We start from the raw sequence: 16,093 nt of genomic DNA on the forward strand, positions 1-16,093 counted from the left end.
AAGAGTGGGTGCGTGATGAACTCCGACCGTACGGCGAACACCGCTCCGACCGATGGGAACCCCTTGACCGACGTAGATCCTTGGGGTGCCGTTCCCTCGGAGCAGCCCGCGGCCGGCCGCGGCCGGCGCCGTGAGCGGGAGCCGCGTTCGGGCACCCTGGCGATGCTGCGCGAGGCGGCCATCATCGTGGTGAGCGCGCTGGTGCTGTCGTGGCTGATCAAGTCGTTCCTGGTGCAGGCGTTCTTCATCCCCAGCGCGTCGATGGAGCAGACCCTGGTCGAGGGCGACCGGGTGATGGTGTCGCGGCTGACGCCGGGGCCGTTCGACCTGCGGCACGGCGACATCGTCGTGTTCAAGGACCCGGGCGGCTGGCTGCCGCCGTACGTCGCCCCCGACCGTGGGCCGGCGGGCAACGCGATCACGACCGGGCTGACGTTCGTCGGCCTGCTGCCGCAGGACACGGGCGAGCACCTGATCAAGCGGGTCGTGGGGCTGCCCGGTGACCAGGTCGTGTGCTGCGACGCCGAGGGGCGCGTGAGCATCAACGGCGCACCCATCGACGAGACCGAGTACATCGCCCCCGGTTCGTCCCCCAGCCAGGACCCGTTCGACCAGACGGTGCCCGACGGGATGCTCTGGGTGATGGGCGACAACCGCCAGAACTCGAAGGACTCCCGCTACAACGGCAGCAAGGAGGGCGGCGGGTTCGTCCCCGTCGAGAACGTGGTCGGGGTCGCCTTCGCCACGGTCTGGCCGTTCGACCGGGCCACTTGGCACAACAACCCCGAGGACGTCTACGTGGACGTCCCCGACGCGGGCGCCACCGGGACGGCCATGGCCCGCAGGGAGGACGCGGCGCTGTGACGCAGGTCGTGCCCGACGCCGCCCCGCGGACCCGCAGTGCGGCCGCCCCCCGCAGTGCAGCCGTCCCCCGCAGCGCGGCCGCCCCGCGCAAGGCGCCGACGCTCCGCCAGGAGCGGTCTCTCCTCGCCTCCGGAGCCCGCCTGGTGGCGGGTATGGACGAGGTGGGCCGGGGTGCGCTGGCCGGCCCGGTGAGCGTCGGGGTGGTGGTGGTCGACGCCGCCACGCGTACCGCGCCGAAGGGCCTCACGGACTCGAAGCTCCTCACCCCGTCCGCCCGTGAGCAGCTCGTGCCGGCGCTCCGCCGCTGGGCCGTGGCGTACGCGGTCGGGCACGCCGAGGCGTCGGAGATCGACGAGCACGGCATCATCGGCGCCCTGCGCCTGGCCGGGCGCCGCGCGCTCGCCCAGGTGCGCGAGCTTGCCGGGCCGGTCGACATGGTGCTCCTCGACGGCTCCCACGACTGGCTGACGACCCCGGTCGCAGATCTATTCGAGGCGGCCTCCCTCGACGGCCCGGGCGGCGAGCCCGGCTTCGAGGTGGCGGACCACGTGCCCACGGCGATGGGCCCGTGGCCGGACCCGAGGGTCAGCACCCTCGTGAAGGCGGACCTGCGCTGCGCCTCCGTGGCGGCGGCGAGCGTGCTCGCCAAGGTCGAGCGTGACGGCATCCTCACGCGACTGGCCGCGGAGCACCCGGCCTTCGCCTGGGACCAGAACAAGGGCTACAGCGCGCCCGCCCACCTCGAGGCGCTGAGGGAGCACGGCACCACGCCGCTGCACCGCCGCTCGTGGAACCTGCCCGGCGTGGGCGTGCCCGGTGGGCTCGTCCTGGAACGGGGTCTGGAGCTCGGCCTGGTCCCCGGCCTGGACCTCGATCCGGCCGGGCCGTTCGAGGACGACGGTTTGCGTGCCGATGGGATGATAGCGACGTGAGCGCCGAAGACCTGGAGAACTACGAGACCGAGATGGAGCTCGCCCTCTATCGCGAGTACCGCGACGTGGTGGGCCTGTTCGCGTACGTGGTCGAGACCGAGCGTCGCTTCTACCTCGCCAACCAGGTGGACCTGCAGGTGCGGTCCGCGGCGGGCGAGGTGTACTTCGAGCTGCGGCTCGGCGACGCCTGGGTGTGGGACGTGTACCGGTCCGCCCGGTTCGTGAAGTCCGTGCGCGTCGTGACGTTCAAGGACGTCAACGTCGAGGAGCTGGCCAAGGCAGAGCTCGCGCTCTGAGCCGGGGCCACGGTCGGCCCCTCGCGGGCGAGCTCGCGGAAGGGCTCGACCTGTCGTCGTGACGGGTCCGGGCCCCTCCGAGCCCGACCACACCCACCCTTCTGCCCGGTCCGTGCACAGCCGCCCCGCGGGCGGCCCCGGCGCACCCTCCGGTTGACCCATGGTGGTCACGGAGGTGGACGATGCGCGCAAAGGACGGCGTCGGGAAGTACGGCGAGGCGGTGGCGGCCAGGCATGTGGCTGCTCGCGGCTGGCCGGTGCTCGACCGGAACTGGCGGGGCAAGGGCGGCGAGCTCGATCTCGTCGCGATCGACGGCGACCTGCTGGTCGTGATCGAGGTCAAGACGCGGTCGGGCACCGGGTTCGGTCATCCGGCCGAGGGGGTGACCGCCCGCAAGCTGGCACGCCTGAGAGTGCTCGCCGGCCAGTACCTGAGCCACCACCGGCTGCGCTGCGCCGACGGTGCCGACGTGCCCGTGCACTTCGCCGGGGTCCGGATCGACGTGGTGGCCGTGACCCTGCCCCGGGCGGGCGCGGCCGTCGTGGAGCACCTCGAGGGGGTGGTCTGAGTGGGTGTCGCCACCACGCTCGCGGTCTCGCTCGTGGGCCTCGCCGGCCACGTGGTCGAGGTCCAGGCGCACCTCGCCGCCTCCGTACCGGGGTTCACCCTCGTGGGGCTCCCCGACACGGCGCTGAGCGAGTCCCGCGACCGGGTCAAGGCAGCCGTGACGTCGACCGGGCTCTGCTGGCCGGTCAAGAAGATCACCGTGAACCTCTCGCCCGCGTCGCTGCGCAAGCAGGGCAGCGGCTACGACCTCGCCGTCGCGGTGGCGATCCTCGCGGGCGCCGGCGAGATCCCGTCGAGCGGTCTCGAGCGGACGATCCACCTCGGTGAGCTCGGCCTCGACGGTCGCCTCCAGCCCGTGCGCGGCGTGCTGCCCGCCGTGGCCGCTGCAGTCGCCGCGGGCTACCGGGACGTGGTGGTCGCCGCCGGCGACGTCGACGAGGCTCGGCTCGTGCCCGGCGCCCGGGTGTCGGGCGCGGCGAGCCTGGGCGAGGTCGTCGCGCTGCACGGCGGTCCGGCGGACCTGGTGCGTGACGTCGAGCCCGTGCTGCGGCTCCGGCCCCCGCGGGCTCCCCGCGGGGCGGGCGACCTGGCCGACGTGCTCGGCCAGGAACACGCCCGGTCCGCCCTGGAGATCGCGGCCGCAGGCGGGCACCACCTCCTGCTCGTCGGGCCGCCGGGTGCGGGCAAGACGATGCTCGGCGCCCGGCTCCCCGGGATCCTGCCGGACCTGACCGACAGGGAGGCCGTCGAGGTGACGGCCGTGCACTCGATCGCGGGGACGTTCGACCCCGGGCACGGGCTGATCCGGCGCCCGCCGTACGAGGACCCGCACCACACCGCGACGGCACCCGCCGTGGTGGGCGGCGGGTCGGGCGTGCCGCGCCCGGGTGCGGCGTCCCGGGCGCACCGGGGCGTACTGATGCTCGACGAGGCGCCGGAGTTCAATGCGAGGGTGCTCGACACCCTCCGCCAGCCGATCGAGCACGGGGAGCTGGTCATCCATCGTTCCGGGGGCGCCGCACGGTACCCGGCACGGTTCCAGATGGTGCTGACCGCGAACCCCTGCCCGTGCGGGCACGGGTCCGGCAAGGGGATCGGCTGCACGTGCAGCGCCCACGCCCGGCGCCGGTACTTCGCCCGTCTGTCAGGCCCGCTGCTCGACCGTGTGGACCTCCAGCTGACGGTGAACCCGGTCACCCGCGAGGCGCGGGCGGCCGGCCCAGGTGAGCCGTCCGCGGTGGTGGCGGCGCGGGTGGTCGGCGCGCGCGAGGCGGCGCGCGCCCGTCTCGCGGGTACCCAGTGGGTCACCAACGCGGAGGCGTCGGGCGGGTGGCTGCGCGACCTGCTCGGTGCGCGGGCGGACGTGCTGCGTGTGATCGACGACGCGCTCGAGAAGGGCACGCTCAGCCTCCGGGGGGCCGACCGGGTGCTGCGGGTCGCCTGGACCCTGGCAGACCTCGGCGGACGTGACGTGCCGACGGTAGACGATGTGGGCCGCGCCGTCGGTCTGCGGACGAGGGAGCACCATGGCTGACACGTTGTTCGACACGTTGCCGGACGAAGCCGGTGGCTGGGGGAGCGTCCCGACCCGGGGACCGGTCCGGACGGGCCCTGGTGGTGTCCGGCAGGGCGGCAGGAGCGAGGTACGGCTGCGGTTCGACGCGACCGACCCGGCGCTCGCTGCCGCTGCCTGGAGCCGGCTCGCTGAGCCGGGCGACGAGGCGGCGGGCGCCCTCGTTCAGCACCTGGGAGCGGTCGACGCGCTGGAGTGGGTCCTCGAGGCCGTCCGCGCGCCAGGACGGGCGGAGGCGACGCTCCGGCGGATCCTTGCCCGGGCGTCGTCCCCGGGTCGTCCCGCGCACGCGGCCGACCTGCCCGGCCGGATCCTGCCGGTGCCCGCCGGCGGGCCGGCGGCTGGCGGCAGGGGCCCGGTGCCCACCGGCGGAGCAGGCCTGGCTGCCGCCACGGCCGTCGAGCCCGCGGCGGTTGTCACCCCGGACGCCGTCGGCCGGCTTCTCGCCGGGGTGCGCCGTTGGTCCGGGCGCCTTCCCGGGCTCGATCCGGAGGGCGACCTGAAGGTCCTCGCGCGCTACGACGGGACGCTCCTGGTCCCGGGCGACCCGCGGTGGCCGGCGGGCCTCGACGACCTCGGAGCCATCTCCCCGTTCGCGCTGTGGGTGCGGGGGAGCGCCGACCTCGGCGCGCTCGTCGCCCGCTCGGTCGCCGTGGTGGGGTCCCGTGCCTGCACGGACTACGGCGCCCATGTGGGCGGGCGGCTCGCCGCAGGGCTGACCCACCGCGGTTTCACCGTGGTGTCGGGCGGCGCCTACGGCGTGGACACCGCCGTGCACCACGGTGCGCTCGCAGCGGGCGGACCGACGGTGGCCTTCCTCGCGGGCGGTGTCGACCGGCTCTACCCGGCAGGCAACTCCGACCTCTTGCGCCGCACGACCGAGGAAGGGGCGGTCGTCAGCGAGGTGCCGCCCGGCTCCGTCCCCGGCAAGCAGCGGTTCCTCAAGCGGAACCGGCTGATCGCCGCGGTGACCGGCGCGACGATCGTGGTCGAGGCGTCGGTGCGGTCCGGTGCGCTGTCCACGGCGAACCACGCCACGCGTCTCTTCCGGCCACTGGGCGTGGTACCGGGACCGGTGACGTCGATGGCGTCCGCGGGGTGTCACGAGCTGCTGCGCCAGGGTGCGGCGGTGTGCGTCACGGACGCCGCCGAGGCGGCCGAGCTGGCCGGGCACGCCGGGGTGGACGCCGCTCCCGAGCGCCAGGGTGAGACCCGGCCGGGAGACGACCTGGACCCGGCGGGGCGCGCGGTCCTCGACGCCCTCCCGGTACGCCAGGCCGCCGCCGCGGAGGCTGTGGCGAGGGTGGCGGGGCTGTCGGTCATGGAGACGCTCGGCGCGCTCGGGATCCTGGAGCTCCGCGGGCTGGCGGAGAACCAGGACGGCAGCTGGAGGTTGCGGAGATCCTGACATGAAGGACACGCCGGGCTGCCCTGACCGGGCACGACAGGGCGGCGAGGCAGACTGGCCGACGTGGACCATTCCCAGTCGTCCGGTGTGCCGCGTCTCCCGGCGGAGCTGGCCGACGCCGTCAGGCGCTTTGCCGTGCACCTGGACACACAGCGCGGTCACTCGGTGCACACGCGTCGCGCGTACGTGGCCGACGTGACGGACCTCCTGCGGTACGGGGTGCGCCACGGCTGCGGTGGGCTCGACGGCCTCGACCTCGCCGTCCTGCGCGGCTGGCTCGGTGCCCAGTCGGAACGAGGCCTTGCCCGGGCGACGCTCGCCCGGCGTGGGGCGTCCGCCCGGGCGTTCCTGCGCTGGGCGCACCGGACCGGCCTGGTGGCGACCGACCCGTCGGCCCGCCTCGCCAGCCCGAAGGTGCCGCGCACCCTGCCGACGGTCCTCGCGGTCGACGAGGCCGCACGGCTCCTCGACACCGCCCGGGAGGCCGCCGCCGAGGCCGACGACGTGACCCGGCCCTCGGCGTTGCGCGCCTGGGCCGCCGCCGAGCTCCTCTATGGAGCGGGGATCCGCGTGGGCGAGCTGGTCTCGGTGGACGTCGGCGACGTCGACGCCCGCGAACGCCTCGTCCGGGTCCTGGGCAAGGGTGGCAAGGAACGGGTGGTCCCCTTCGGGCTCCCTGCCGCGCGAGCCGTCGACGCGTGGCTGACGGTGGGCAGGCCGGCGCTCGTCTCCGGCATGAGCGGGCAGGCGCTGCTGATCGGCGAGCGCGGCGGGCGCTGGGGGCAGCGACAGGTGCGCGACGCGGTGCACCGGCTCGCGGCGCTGGCCGGCGTCGAGGACGTGGCACCGCACGCGCTGCGCCACTCGGCCGCCACGCACCTGCTCCAGGGCGGCTCGGACCTGCGTGCGGTGCAGGAGGTGCTCGGGCACGCCAACCTCGCCACGACGCAGCGGTACACCCACGTGGACGCGGACCGCCTCCAGCGCGTCTACGCCCAGGCCTTCCCACGCGCCTGAGGGCGCCCGCCCGTCAGCCTGTCGGCAGCAGCACGATGACCGGGCGGTCGAGGAGTGTCAGCGGGTCGAGATAGCGCTCGCCCTGTCGCACGCCCCAGTGCACGCAGGTCGCCGGTGCGCAGTGGCTCGTCCCGGGTCCGCCGACGAAACCACCGCCCTCGACCACGCCGACGGGCGTCCCGGCAGCCACGACGTCGCCCACCGCCACGACGGGGACCACCGGCTCGAGGCTCGACCGGAGGCCGTCCGGGTGCGTCACCACGAGCACGCCCCGGCCCGCGACCTGGCCGGCGAACGTGACGATCCCCGGGCCGGGCGAGACGACCGACGCGCCGGGTGCCGACAGGAGGTCGACTCCGCGATGGCCCGCGCTCCACCGCTCCGCCGGCGGGTCGAACCCCCGCACCAGGCCGTCCGGCGGGTCGACGCCGGGCACGGGGGACACGTAGCCGGTCTCCGCCGGCTCGGCCCGCGCGGCCGGCTCGGCCCGTGCGGCCGCGGCCCGCGCGGCCGGCTCGGCCCGTGCGCCAGGCTCCGTTCGTCCGGACGGTTCGCTCCGCGCCGCCGCCGGGGCGGGCGTCAGGAGCACGACGAGCAGCAGGACGGCGAGGGCCGCGACGCGGCGGCGGAGGACCTGGGTCATGCCGACGACGTTCCCGTACCCGGCCGTGCGCCGCCCGGTCGCGGCGGCCCGCTGTGCACGAGCCGCCCGGACCGCGCAGTGTGGTCGGCCTCGCGTGCGCGGTCCGCCGTCGAGCCGGCATGCCGCGCCCCGGCCGGCGCGGATGACATCATGTCGCGGTGACCTCCGCGCCCCGCCCCGCCCCCGCGACGATCCAGCTCGTCCTCATGCTCGTCCTGACGTTCACCACGGGGATCGTGGACGCGGTCGGCTTCCTGGGCCTCGACCGGGTGTTCACCGCCAACATGACCGGCAACGTCGTCATCCTCGGGATGGCGCTGGCGGGCGGTGACGACCTGCCGGTCCTCGGCCCGGCCCTCGCCCTCGGCGGCTTCTTCCTCGGTGCGATCGTGGGTGGCCGGCTGGTCAACAGCGGCCCCGCCGACTGGGTGCGGGCCTCGACCGTCGCCTTCGGCCTGACCGGCGTGCTCGCGACGGGGCTCGGAGTGGGCGCGCTCGTGAGTACACCCACGGAGGGCACCGTGTGGGCTTTCGTCGTCACAGGGGTGCTGGCGCTCGCGATGGGTATCCAGGCTGCGGCCGCGCGTCGGCTCGCGGTCAAGGACGTGACCACCGTGGTGGTCACCTCCACGCTCACGGGCCTCGCTGCCGACTCCCGCCTCGCCGGCGGTTCCGGGGCGAGCTGGCCGCGCCGCCTGCTCGCGGTGGCCCTGATCCTCCTGGGCGCCGCTGTCGGGGCCCTGCTCCTGGCCGTCGGCGGGGACGCGGGCATCGGCCTCGGCATGCTTGTGGCGGGTGTCCTCAGCCTCGTCGTGACGGTCACCGGCCACGTGCTGCACCACCGGTGAGGGCACAACGCAGGCGGTCCGGCGGTGCTACCCGGTTCGGGTAGACTTCAACCCGCGACCGGCGTGCGCTCTCTCCCTCGATCTTTCGGGGGACCCGCGCGACCGGCCGACGTCGCGCGTCACGCTCTCCCGCTCCGGCAGCGGTCCGGCGGCCCTCGGGTCTCCGGTGCCAGGCACGGGGTGACGCCAGGGGCACCCGTCCGGGTGCCGTCAACCGAGATCGCGACCCGGGCCCCGGCCCGAGTCGCCTGACTGTGCGCGGGGCCTGGGAGGATCCCGGACCGCGCCGGAAGGAAGTGCCATGGCCGTCGTGACCATGCGTCAGCTCCTCGAGAGCGGTGTCCACTTCGGACACCAGACCCGTCGTTGGAACCCGAAGATGAAGCGGTTCATCTTCACGGAGCGCAACGGCATCTACATCGTCGACCTCCAGCAGTCGCTGTCCTACATCGACAGCGCGTACGAGTTCGTCAAGGAGACCGTCGCCCACGGCGGCAGCATCCTCTTCGTCGGCACCAAGAAGCAGGCGCAGGAGCCCGTGGCCGAGCAGGCCGCCCGCGTCGGCATGCCGTACGTGAACCACCGCTGGCTGGGCGGCATGCTCACCAACTTCACCACCGTGCACAAGCGTCTCCAGCGCCTCAAGGAGCTCGAGGAGATCGACTTCGACGACGTGGCCGCCTCCGGCCTCACGAAGAAGGAGCTCCTGGTGCTGCGCCGCGAGAAGGACAAGCTCGCTCGCACGCTCGGCGGCATCCGCGACATGGCCAAGGTTCCCTCGGCCGTGTGGATCGTCGACACGAACAAGGAGCACCTCGCTGTCGACGAGGCGCGCAAGCTGAACATCCCGGTGGTCGCGATCCTCGACACCAACTGCGACCCCGACATGGTCGACTACGCGATCCCGGGCAACGACGACGCGATCCGCTCCGTCACGCTGCTCACCCGCGTGATCGCCGACGCCGCCGCCGAGGGCCTCATGCAGCGCCACTCCGGCAAGGCGACCGGCGCCGAGGCCACCCCCGAGGCGGAGCCGCTGGCCGAGTGGGAGCGCGAGCTCCTCGCCGGTGACACGACCGCGGCCCCGGCCGAGGCCGCCGCCACGGAGGCCGTCGAGGCCCCCGTCGCCGAGGCTGAGGTCGCTGAGGCTCCCGCCGCGGAGGCCGTCGAGGCTCCCGCCGCCGAGGCCACGGAGGCCGTCGAGGCCCCCGCCGCCGAGGTCGTCGAGACCGAGGCCGTCGAGGCCCCGGCCGAGAAGACCGCTGCGCCCGAGTCCGAGTGACGGCACGCGCGGGCCGGGTACACCCTCACGGGTGACCCGGCCCGCGCGCACCGCTCCCACGTACCAAGCAACCAGCACGGAGGACCAGAACCATGGCGAACTACACCGCCGCTGACATCAAGGCCCTGCGCGAGCGCACCGGCGCCGGCATGCTCGACGTCAAGAAGGCCCTGGACGAGGCCGACGGCGACGCCGAGAAGGCCGTAGCGATCATCCGCACCAAGGGTCTTGCCCGCGCCGCCAAGCGCGAGGGCAACACCACCTCCGAGGGCCTCGTGGCCGTCGAGGTCGCCGAGACCGCCTCCGGTCAGGCCGCCACGATGATCGAGCTCAACTCGGAGACCGACTTTGTCGCGAAGAACGACAAGTTCATCGCGCTGGCCGACTCGGTCCTCAAGGCCGTCGCCGCTGCCGGTGCGACCGACACGGACTCCGCGCTCGCCGCGCCGGCCGCCGACGGGACCGTCGCCGACCTGATCGCCACCCAGGGCGCGACCATGGGCGAGAAGATCGTCCTGCGCCGCGTCGCCCGCGTCGAGGGCCCGAAGGTCACGACGTACCTGCACAAGACGGCCAAGGACCTGCCCCCGACCATCGGTGTTCTCGTCGTGACCGACGAGGCCGGCGAGGCCGTGGCCAAGGACGTCGCGCAGCACGTCGCCGCGATGGCCCCGAAGTACCTCGCGCGCGAGGAGGTCCCCGCGGACATCGTCGCCAAGGAGCGCGAGATCGCCGAGGAGACCTCGCGCAACGAGGGCAAGCCCGAGGCCGCGCTGCCGAAGATCATCGAGGGCCGCCTGGGTGGCTTCTTCAAGGAGGTCGTCCTCCTGGAGCAGCCCCTGGCCAAGGACCCGAAGACCACGGTCGCCAAGCACGTCGCCGGGGTCAACGGCACGCTGTCGGCGTTCGTCCGCTTCCGCGTCGGCTCCTGAAATAGCACTGGTGGCCCGGCACGCGCGCTCGCGCGTGCCGGGCCCCCGCGTATCGACACAGGTGCACAACCTGGGAGATACGTGTGCGCGCGGCCTCGTCCGCCCCGGCCGCCCGACGCCGGAGCCTGCCTCGCGTACGGAAGGTGACCTACGGCGTCGTCCACCCTGGTGGCCGGTGCGGGAGGTGGCGGTCCGCCCAGGCGGGAGGACCGTCCGTCGGGCAAGATGCCGGGGAAGAACGTGAGCCCTGGCCGGATGGTGTGGACGACGGGACGAAGGGTGACGCAGCAGTGAGCGACGAGGTAGCGACGAACGGGACACACGCGGTGGACGACCTGGGGCGGCCTGCACGCAGGGTGCTCCTGAAGCTGTCGGGCGAGACCTTCGGCGGCGGGAGCGTAGGCCTTGACGCCGACGTGGTGCGCCGCGTGGCCAAGGAGATCGCCGCGGCAGTCCGGGAGGGCGTTCAGGTAGCGATCGTCGTGGGCGGCGGCAACTTCTTCCGCGGCGCCGAGCTGTCGCAGGCCGGCATGGACCGCGCCCGCGCCGACTACATGGGCATGCTGGGCACGGTGATGAACTGCCTGGCGCTGCAGGACTTCCTGGAGCAGGCCGGCGTCAAGACGCGGGTGCAGACCGCCATCACGATGGGCCAGGTCGCGGAGCCGTACATCCCGCTGCGGGCGATCCGCCACCTCGAGAAGGGCCGCGTCGTCATCTTCGGCGCCGGCGCCGGCATGCCGTACTTCTCGACGGACACCGTCTCCGTGCAGCGCGCGCTGGAGGTGCACTGCGAAGAGGTTCTCATGGGCAAGAACGGCGTGGACGGCGTGTACACGGCCGACCCGCGCAAGGACCCGTCGGCCCGCAAGCTCGACCGGCTGACCTACACGGAGGCCCTCGTGGGACGCCTCGGCGTCATGGACGACACGGCGATGGCGCTGTGCCGCGACAACGACGTGGCGATGCGCGTGTTCGGCCTGGAGGAGCAGGGGAACGTGACCCGAGCGCTGCTCGGAGACCAGATCGGCACGCTGCTCACCGCCGTCTGACGGTCCGACTGGCAGACTTCCGTATTGTGACCCCCGCACGACACGTACTAGGACAGGAGCACCGGTGATCGACGAGACCCTTCTCGAAGCCGAGGAGAAGATGGACAGGGCGATCGAGGTCGCCAAGGAGGACTTCGCGGGCATCCGTACCGGCCGCGCGAACGCCGGGATGTTCAGCAAGCTCACGGTCGACTACTACGGTGCGCCCACGCCGCTGCAGCAGCTCGCCTCCTTCAACATCCCCGACGCGCGCACGGTGCTCATCGTGCCGTTCGACAAGGGTTCGATGTCGGGCATCGAGAAGGCCCTCCGCGACTCGGACCTGGGTGTCAACCCGGGCAACGACGGCGTTGCCATCCGCGTGGTGCTGCCCTCCCTCACAGAGGAGCGCCGTCGCGACTACGTGAAGCTCGCCAAGACCAAGGCCGAGGAGGCGCGCGTCAGCGTCCGCAACGTCCGCCGCAAGGCCAAGGAAGAGCTCGACCGCATCGTCAAGGACGGCGAGGCGGGCGAGGACGAGGTGGGGCGCGCCGAGAAGGAGCTGGAGTCGCTCACCAAGAGCCACGTCGACGCGATCGACCAGCTGCTCGCGGCCAAGGAGAGCGAGCTGCTCGAGGTCTGATGGCCACCGTCGCCAATCGTCAGACGCCGAGCCGCGCGCCAGCCGACACCATGACTCCAGAACCGGATGCCGCCACAGGTGCGACACCCGCCGAACCGCGCGCCTCCCGTGCGGGCCGGAACCTTCCCGCCGCGATCGCGGTAGGCCTCGGCCTGCTCGGGATCGTGGGGGCGTCGCTGTACTTCCGTCCCGAGCCGTTCGTGGCGTTCGTGGTGATCGCCCTGTGGGCGGCGCTGTGGGAGCTCCGGCAGGCGTTCGCCCGGCGGGGCGTGCGGCTCCCCATGCTGCCGCTCATGATCGGCGCGGCGGGCATGGAGGTGTCGGCGTACTTCTCCGGCCCCGAGGCGGGTCCGGAGGCCCTGCTGGTCGCCTTCGTGCTGACGGTCGCGGCGTCCGTGGTGTGGCGTGCGCTGGACGGGTCGGGCACAGGCGCCGTCCGTGACGCCGCCGCGGCGGTGTTCGCGGCGGCCTACCTGCCGTTCATGGCGGGTTTCGTGGTGCTGATGCTGTCGCAGCCGGACGGCGAGATCCGCGTGGCGCTGTTCGTCATGCTCGCGGTGGCGGGCGACACCGGTGGGTACATCGCCGGCGTGCTCTTCGGCCGGCACCCGCTCGCGCCCACGGTCAGCCCGAAGAAGACCTGGGAGGGCCTCGGTGGCTCTGTGGCGCTGGCCACGGCGGTTGGTGTCGTCGGCGCGGTGTACGGGTTGAATGAGAGCCCCTGGGTAGGCGTGGCGCTCGGTGTCCTGAGCGCTGTGACCGCCACCATCGGCGATCTCGCGGAGTCGCTGCTGAAGCGCGACCTAGACTTGAAGGACATGGGCACGCTCCTGCCCGGGCACGGTGGTGTCCTCGACCGGCTGGACTCTCTCCTGCTGACCGCGCCCTTCGTCTATCTCGTGCTCTCGGTGGTGGCCTGACATGACAACCCGACCCGTGGTGCGCCCGTCCGACCAGACGGCGCCCCTCCCGCTCCAGATGGCGCCTCGCCGGCGCGGCAAGCCGCCGCGCCACTTCGCCGACCTCACGCCGGAGGAGCGGGTGGCGTCCGTCGTCGCCGCGGGGGAGAAGCCCTTCCGGGCCAAGCAGCTCGCCACGCACTACTTCATGCACTTCACGAGTGACCCCGCCCTCATGACGGACCTCCCGGCCTCGAGCCGCGAGGCTCTCGCCGAGACGCTGTTCCCGCCCCTGCTCCGGGCGACTCGGACGCTCGAGGCGGATGGCGGCACCACCGTCAAGACCCTCTGGCACCTGTTCGACGACGCCAAGGTCGAGTCGGTGCTCATGCGCTACCCGAACCGCACCACGCTCTGCGTGTCCAGCCAGGCAGGCTGCGGCATGGCGTGCCCGTTCTGCGCCACCGGCCAGCTGGGCCTGACCCGCAACCTGTCGACCGCGGAGATCGTGGAGCAGGTGCGGTCGGCGTTCCGCTCGCTCGCCGCGGGTGAGATCCCGGGTGGTCCGGCCCGGCTCAACAACCTCGTGTTCATGGGGATGGGCGAGCCGATGGCCAACTACAAGGCCGTCATGGAGACGGTGCGCACGCTCGTCGCGCCGCAGCCGGAGGGCCTCGGCATGAGCGCCCGCAACATCACCGTGTCCACGGTGGGTCTGGTCCCCGCCATGCGGAAGCTGGCCGACGAGGGCATCCCGGTGACGCTCGCGCTGTCCCTGCACGCCCCGGACGACGACCTGCGCAGCGAGCTGGTGCCGATCAACACCCGCTGGTCGGTCGACGAGACGCTCGACGCCGCGCGCCACTACTACGAGGTGACCGGTCGTCGCGTGTCCATCGAGTACGCCCTCATCAAGGACATGAACGATCATGCCTGGCGGGCTGACCTGCTGGGGACCAAGCTCAATGCGCGGGGCCGCGGCTGGGTGCACGTGAACCCGATCCCCCTCAACCCGACGCCGGGCTCGATCTGGACCGCCAGCGAGCGTCCGGTCGAAGACGAGTTTGTGGCACGATTGCGCGGGCACGGGATCCCGACGACGATCCGTGACACCCGCGGCAGCGACATCGACGGCGCGTGCGGGCAGCTGGCGGCCGAGGAGGACGACGACGAGTGAGCGGCATGTTCAACACCGTTTCGAAGGTGCGCACGGGCTATGACAAGGAAGAGGTCGACGACTTCTTCGAGCACGCCCGGCAGGCGTACGAGGGCCGCACGGCCGAGCGTCTGACGAGCGCCGACATCCAGGCCTCCACGTTCGACCTGGTACGCGGTGGGTACAACACGCACGAGGTCGACGCGGCGCTCGACCGGCTCGAGGCGGCGTTCATCCAGCGTCAGCGCGCCGAGTACGTCGCCGCCCACGGCCAGCAGGCGTGGATGAACGCCCTGGCGGAGCGTGCCCGCACGCTGTACGGGCGCCTCGGCCGGCCGGACGGCGACAAGTTCGCCCCGGCCGCCGCAGGCCAGCAGGGGTACGACAAGGACGACGTCGACGACCTGTGCGACCGTCTCGTGGCGTACTTCGACCGCCAGGAGCCGCTGACGGCCGGCGAGGTGCGGTCGGCCACCTTCGGTCGCGCCAAGGGCGCGGACGGTTACGCGGAGGCCCCGGTCGACGCGTTCTTCAGCCGCGCGGTGGAGGTCCTGCTCGGCGTCGAGTGACGCCCCAGGGTGCCCGACGCCGGGGCCTCGCCTTCCGTACGGAGGGTGAGGCCCCGGCGTCGTACCCCGAGGATCGGGAACCCCTGCGCTCTCAGGGGGCCGAGTCCGCCAGGACCTCCGTGCGGGCGAGGTAGTCCCGGATCGTGTCGCGGCTCCTGCTGAGGCACGCGATGCGGTCGTCGAGGCCGGCCAGCTCGGCGGCCAGGAGCTCGGCCACGGCACGGGGGCACGCCTCGTCGGGCGGTGCCGCCTCGGCGTCGAGCAGGACCTTGATCAGGCGGGTCGGCACGCCGGAGCGGATCAGGCTCGCGACCCGCTGCACGCGCTCCACGTGCTCCTCGTCGTAGCTGCGGTACCCGTTGCTCTCGCGGGACGCCTCCAGGAGGCCTTGCTGCTCGTAGTAGCGCACGAGGCGTGGGGTCACTCCCGCACGCCGGGCCACCTCGCCGATCTTCATGCCGCCCCTCCAGACTTTGACACTCGTGTCAGAGTCTAGGGTTGGCGCGCGGCGACGTCAGCAGGCTGCCGCGACGGGGTTGCCCGTGCCGGTGCTGAGGTACGCGTCCGAGACCCAGTGGCCCGGGCCGATCCTGTTCCAGAGGTTGGTGGAGCCCAGGTACCCGTCGATCCAGGTACCACGGGCGGTGCACTCGACCACCACCGTCGAGTACTGGCCCGCCTGGCCCACAGCGGAGTATCCCGTGCCCGGCCCGGAGCGGACGGTGAGCGGCCCGCCGCCCGTCCGGACGACGCCCCGCGGCCCGGAGCCGGACCAGAGGTACGTGACGTCCACCCAGGCGTTGTCCGTGAGCCGCAGCGCGTCCCAGAAGGTCCCGTCGGCGAGGTCGATGCCCGCGGGGTTGAGGACCGTGCGTCCGAACTGGTCCTTGCCGCCGTTGTAGCCGTGCTGGTAGGCGGCCTGCGCCTGGGGGCGTCCCTGCGGCAGGTCGGTCCAGCTCTGCCGGGAGGCGTTCCAGTAGTCGTCGGTCGTGTTCCACGGGCCTACGTCCCAGACGGGGGCGTAGGCGCAGCGGCTCGTGCTCGGGGCGCAGACCCGCACCGTGTACGGTCCGGAGCCCTTCGGCGACAGCGCCCGGCGCGACGGCAGCGCGGCGAAGTGGTCGCGATCCGTGATCACGTGGCCGTTCGCCGTGGTGCCGCCGACCAGCCCTTCGCGCGTCCCGTAGACGCGGTAGGTCGGTGGAGCGGCGAGGACGCCCACGGGATCCTCGCCGTCGGCGGCCGCGGGCGGCGCCACCGTCGAGGTGACCGCAAAGGCGACCGCCGCGGCCACGACCGCGGGCAGGCTGCGTGAACGACGGTGTTCGCGAGCGTGCGTAGATGTCATCCTCTGACGGTACGAACGGATATTTCACCCGTGTCGAAGGTTGACGTCTTGGCTGGCCAGGCGGCGTGTCGCCGCCTGACGTCA

The 16,093-nt window shown here is 73.1% G+C and carries 18 protein-coding genes; 15 read left to right on the forward strand and 3 right to left on the reverse strand.

What is annotated here, in order from left to right; all coding sequences use genetic code 11:
- Positions 1–63 precede the first annotated feature (63 nt).
- The 7 genes from lepB (at position 64) to D1350_RS06680 (ending at position 6,658) form a co-directional block, all read left to right on the forward strand.
- Positions 64–864 (forward strand): signal peptidase I, encoded by an 801-nt coding sequence (lepB, locus tag D1350_RS06650; protein ID WP_240643926.1) that lies wholly within the window; start codon positions 64–66, stop codon positions 862–864.
- Positions 861–1,796, forward strand: coding sequence for a ribonuclease HII (locus D1350_RS06655; protein ID WP_240643927.1), 936 nt, complete (start codon positions 861–863; stop codon positions 1,794–1,796). Before lepB ends, D1350_RS06655 begins: the two co-directional genes overlap by 4 nt.
- Positions 1,793–2,092 carry a DUF2469 domain-containing protein gene (locus D1350_RS06660; protein WP_020016858.1) on the forward strand — a complete coding sequence of 100 codons (300 nt, stop codon included), beginning with the start codon at positions 1,793–1,795 and terminating at the stop codon, positions 2,090–2,092. Before D1350_RS06655 ends, D1350_RS06660 begins: the two co-directional genes overlap by 4 nt.
- A gap of 182 nt (positions 2,093–2,274) precedes the next feature.
- On the forward strand, positions 2,275–2,661 hold the full coding sequence (locus tag D1350_RS06665) for a YraN family protein (RefSeq protein WP_125775166.1): 387 nt from the start codon (positions 2,275–2,277) through the stop codon (positions 2,659–2,661).
- A complete protein-coding gene (locus D1350_RS06670) occupies positions 2,662–4,194 on the forward strand; it encodes a YifB family Mg chelatase-like AAA ATPase (protein ID WP_125775168.1) in 1,533 nt (510 codons plus the stop codon). It begins immediately after the preceding gene.
- Positions 4,187–5,641, forward strand: a complete 1,455-nt coding sequence (gene dprA / locus D1350_RS06675) for a DNA-processing protein DprA (protein WP_125775170.1) — start codon at positions 4,187–4,189, stop codon at positions 5,639–5,641. The genes D1350_RS06670 and dprA overlap by 8 nt, the downstream gene beginning before the upstream one ends.
- Positions 5,642–5,704: 63 nt before the next feature.
- On the forward strand, positions 5,705–6,658 hold the full coding sequence (locus D1350_RS06680) for a tyrosine recombinase XerC (RefSeq protein ID WP_240643928.1): 954 nt from the start codon (positions 5,705–5,707) through the stop codon (positions 6,656–6,658).
- A gap of 13 nt (positions 6,659–6,671) precedes the next feature.
- Here the strand turns inward: D1350_RS06680 and D1350_RS06685 are convergent, their stop codons facing one another.
- A complete protein-coding gene (locus D1350_RS06685) occupies positions 6,672–7,301 on the reverse strand; it encodes a peptidoglycan DD-metalloendopeptidase family protein (protein ID WP_164545054.1) in 630 nt (209 codons plus the stop codon).
- Between the two features lie 206 nt (positions 7,302–7,507).
- On the opposite strand from D1350_RS06685, the gene D1350_RS06690 reads away from it, so the two are divergent.
- The 8 genes from D1350_RS06690 to D1350_RS06725 all read left to right on the forward strand — a co-directional run bounded on the left by D1350_RS06690 (position 7,508) and on the right by D1350_RS06725 (position 14,661).
- Positions 7,508–8,149, forward strand: a complete 642-nt coding sequence (locus tag D1350_RS06690) for a YoaK family protein (RefSeq protein WP_125775396.1) — start codon at positions 7,508–7,510, stop codon at positions 8,147–8,149.
- A 301-nt stretch (positions 8,150–8,450) separates the two neighbouring features.
- Complete coding sequence (gene rpsB, locus D1350_RS06695) at positions 8,451–9,431, forward strand: 30S ribosomal protein S2 (RefSeq protein WP_125775174.1); 981 nt, start codon at positions 8,451–8,453, stop codon at positions 9,429–9,431.
- A gap of 92 nt (positions 9,432–9,523) precedes the next feature.
- On the forward strand, positions 9,524–10,363 hold the full coding sequence (tsf, locus tag D1350_RS06700; RefSeq protein ID WP_125775176.1) for a translation elongation factor Ts: 840 nt from the start codon (positions 9,524–9,526) through the stop codon (positions 10,361–10,363).
- A gap of 290 nt (positions 10,364–10,653) precedes the next feature.
- Positions 10,654–11,415, forward strand: a complete 762-nt coding sequence (gene pyrH / locus D1350_RS06705; RefSeq protein WP_170180912.1) for a UMP kinase — start codon at positions 10,654–10,656, stop codon at positions 11,413–11,415.
- A 64-nt stretch (positions 11,416–11,479) separates the two neighbouring features.
- The gene (frr, locus tag D1350_RS06710; protein ID WP_125775178.1) at positions 11,480–12,037 is read left to right on the forward strand and encodes a ribosome recycling factor; all 558 of its coding nucleotides are present in this window, start codon (positions 11,480–11,482) and stop codon (positions 12,035–12,037) included.
- 50 nt (positions 12,038–12,087) lie between these two features.
- Positions 12,088–12,957 carry a phosphatidate cytidylyltransferase gene (locus tag D1350_RS06715; RefSeq protein ID WP_125775180.1) on the forward strand — a complete coding sequence of 290 codons (870 nt, stop codon included), beginning with the start codon at positions 12,088–12,090 and terminating at the stop codon, positions 12,955–12,957.
- Between the two features lies 1 nt (position 12,958).
- A complete protein-coding gene (gene rlmN / locus D1350_RS06720) occupies positions 12,959–14,113 on the forward strand; it encodes a dual-specificity RNA methyltransferase RlmN (protein WP_125775182.1) in 1,155 nt (384 codons plus the stop codon).
- Positions 14,114–14,118: 5 nt separating this feature from the next.
- Positions 14,119–14,661: a DivIVA domain-containing protein gene (locus D1350_RS06725; protein WP_125775184.1), complete on the forward strand. Its 543-nt coding sequence runs from the start codon at positions 14,119–14,121 to the stop codon at positions 14,659–14,661.
- Positions 14,662–14,752: 91 nt separating this feature from the next.
- Here the strand turns inward: D1350_RS06725 and D1350_RS06730 are convergent, their stop codons facing one another.
- Together D1350_RS06730 and D1350_RS06735 are read right to left on the reverse strand one after the other, a co-directional pair.
- Positions 14,753–15,118 carry a MerR family transcriptional regulator gene (locus D1350_RS06730; RefSeq protein WP_125775186.1) on the reverse strand — a complete coding sequence of 122 codons (366 nt, stop codon included), beginning with the start codon at positions 15,116–15,118 and terminating at the stop codon, positions 14,753–14,755.
- A gap of 57 nt (positions 15,119–15,175) precedes the next feature.
- Positions 15,176–16,009: a hypothetical protein gene (locus D1350_RS06735; protein WP_206074447.1), complete on the reverse strand. Its 834-nt coding sequence runs from the start codon at positions 16,007–16,009 to the stop codon at positions 15,176–15,178.
- Positions 16,010–16,093 lie beyond the last annotated feature (84 nt).

Source organism: Antribacter gilvus, from assembly GCF_003946865.1.
Classification (GTDB): domain Bacteria; phylum Actinomycetota; class Actinomycetes; order Actinomycetales; family Cellulomonadaceae; genus Antribacter; species Antribacter gilvus.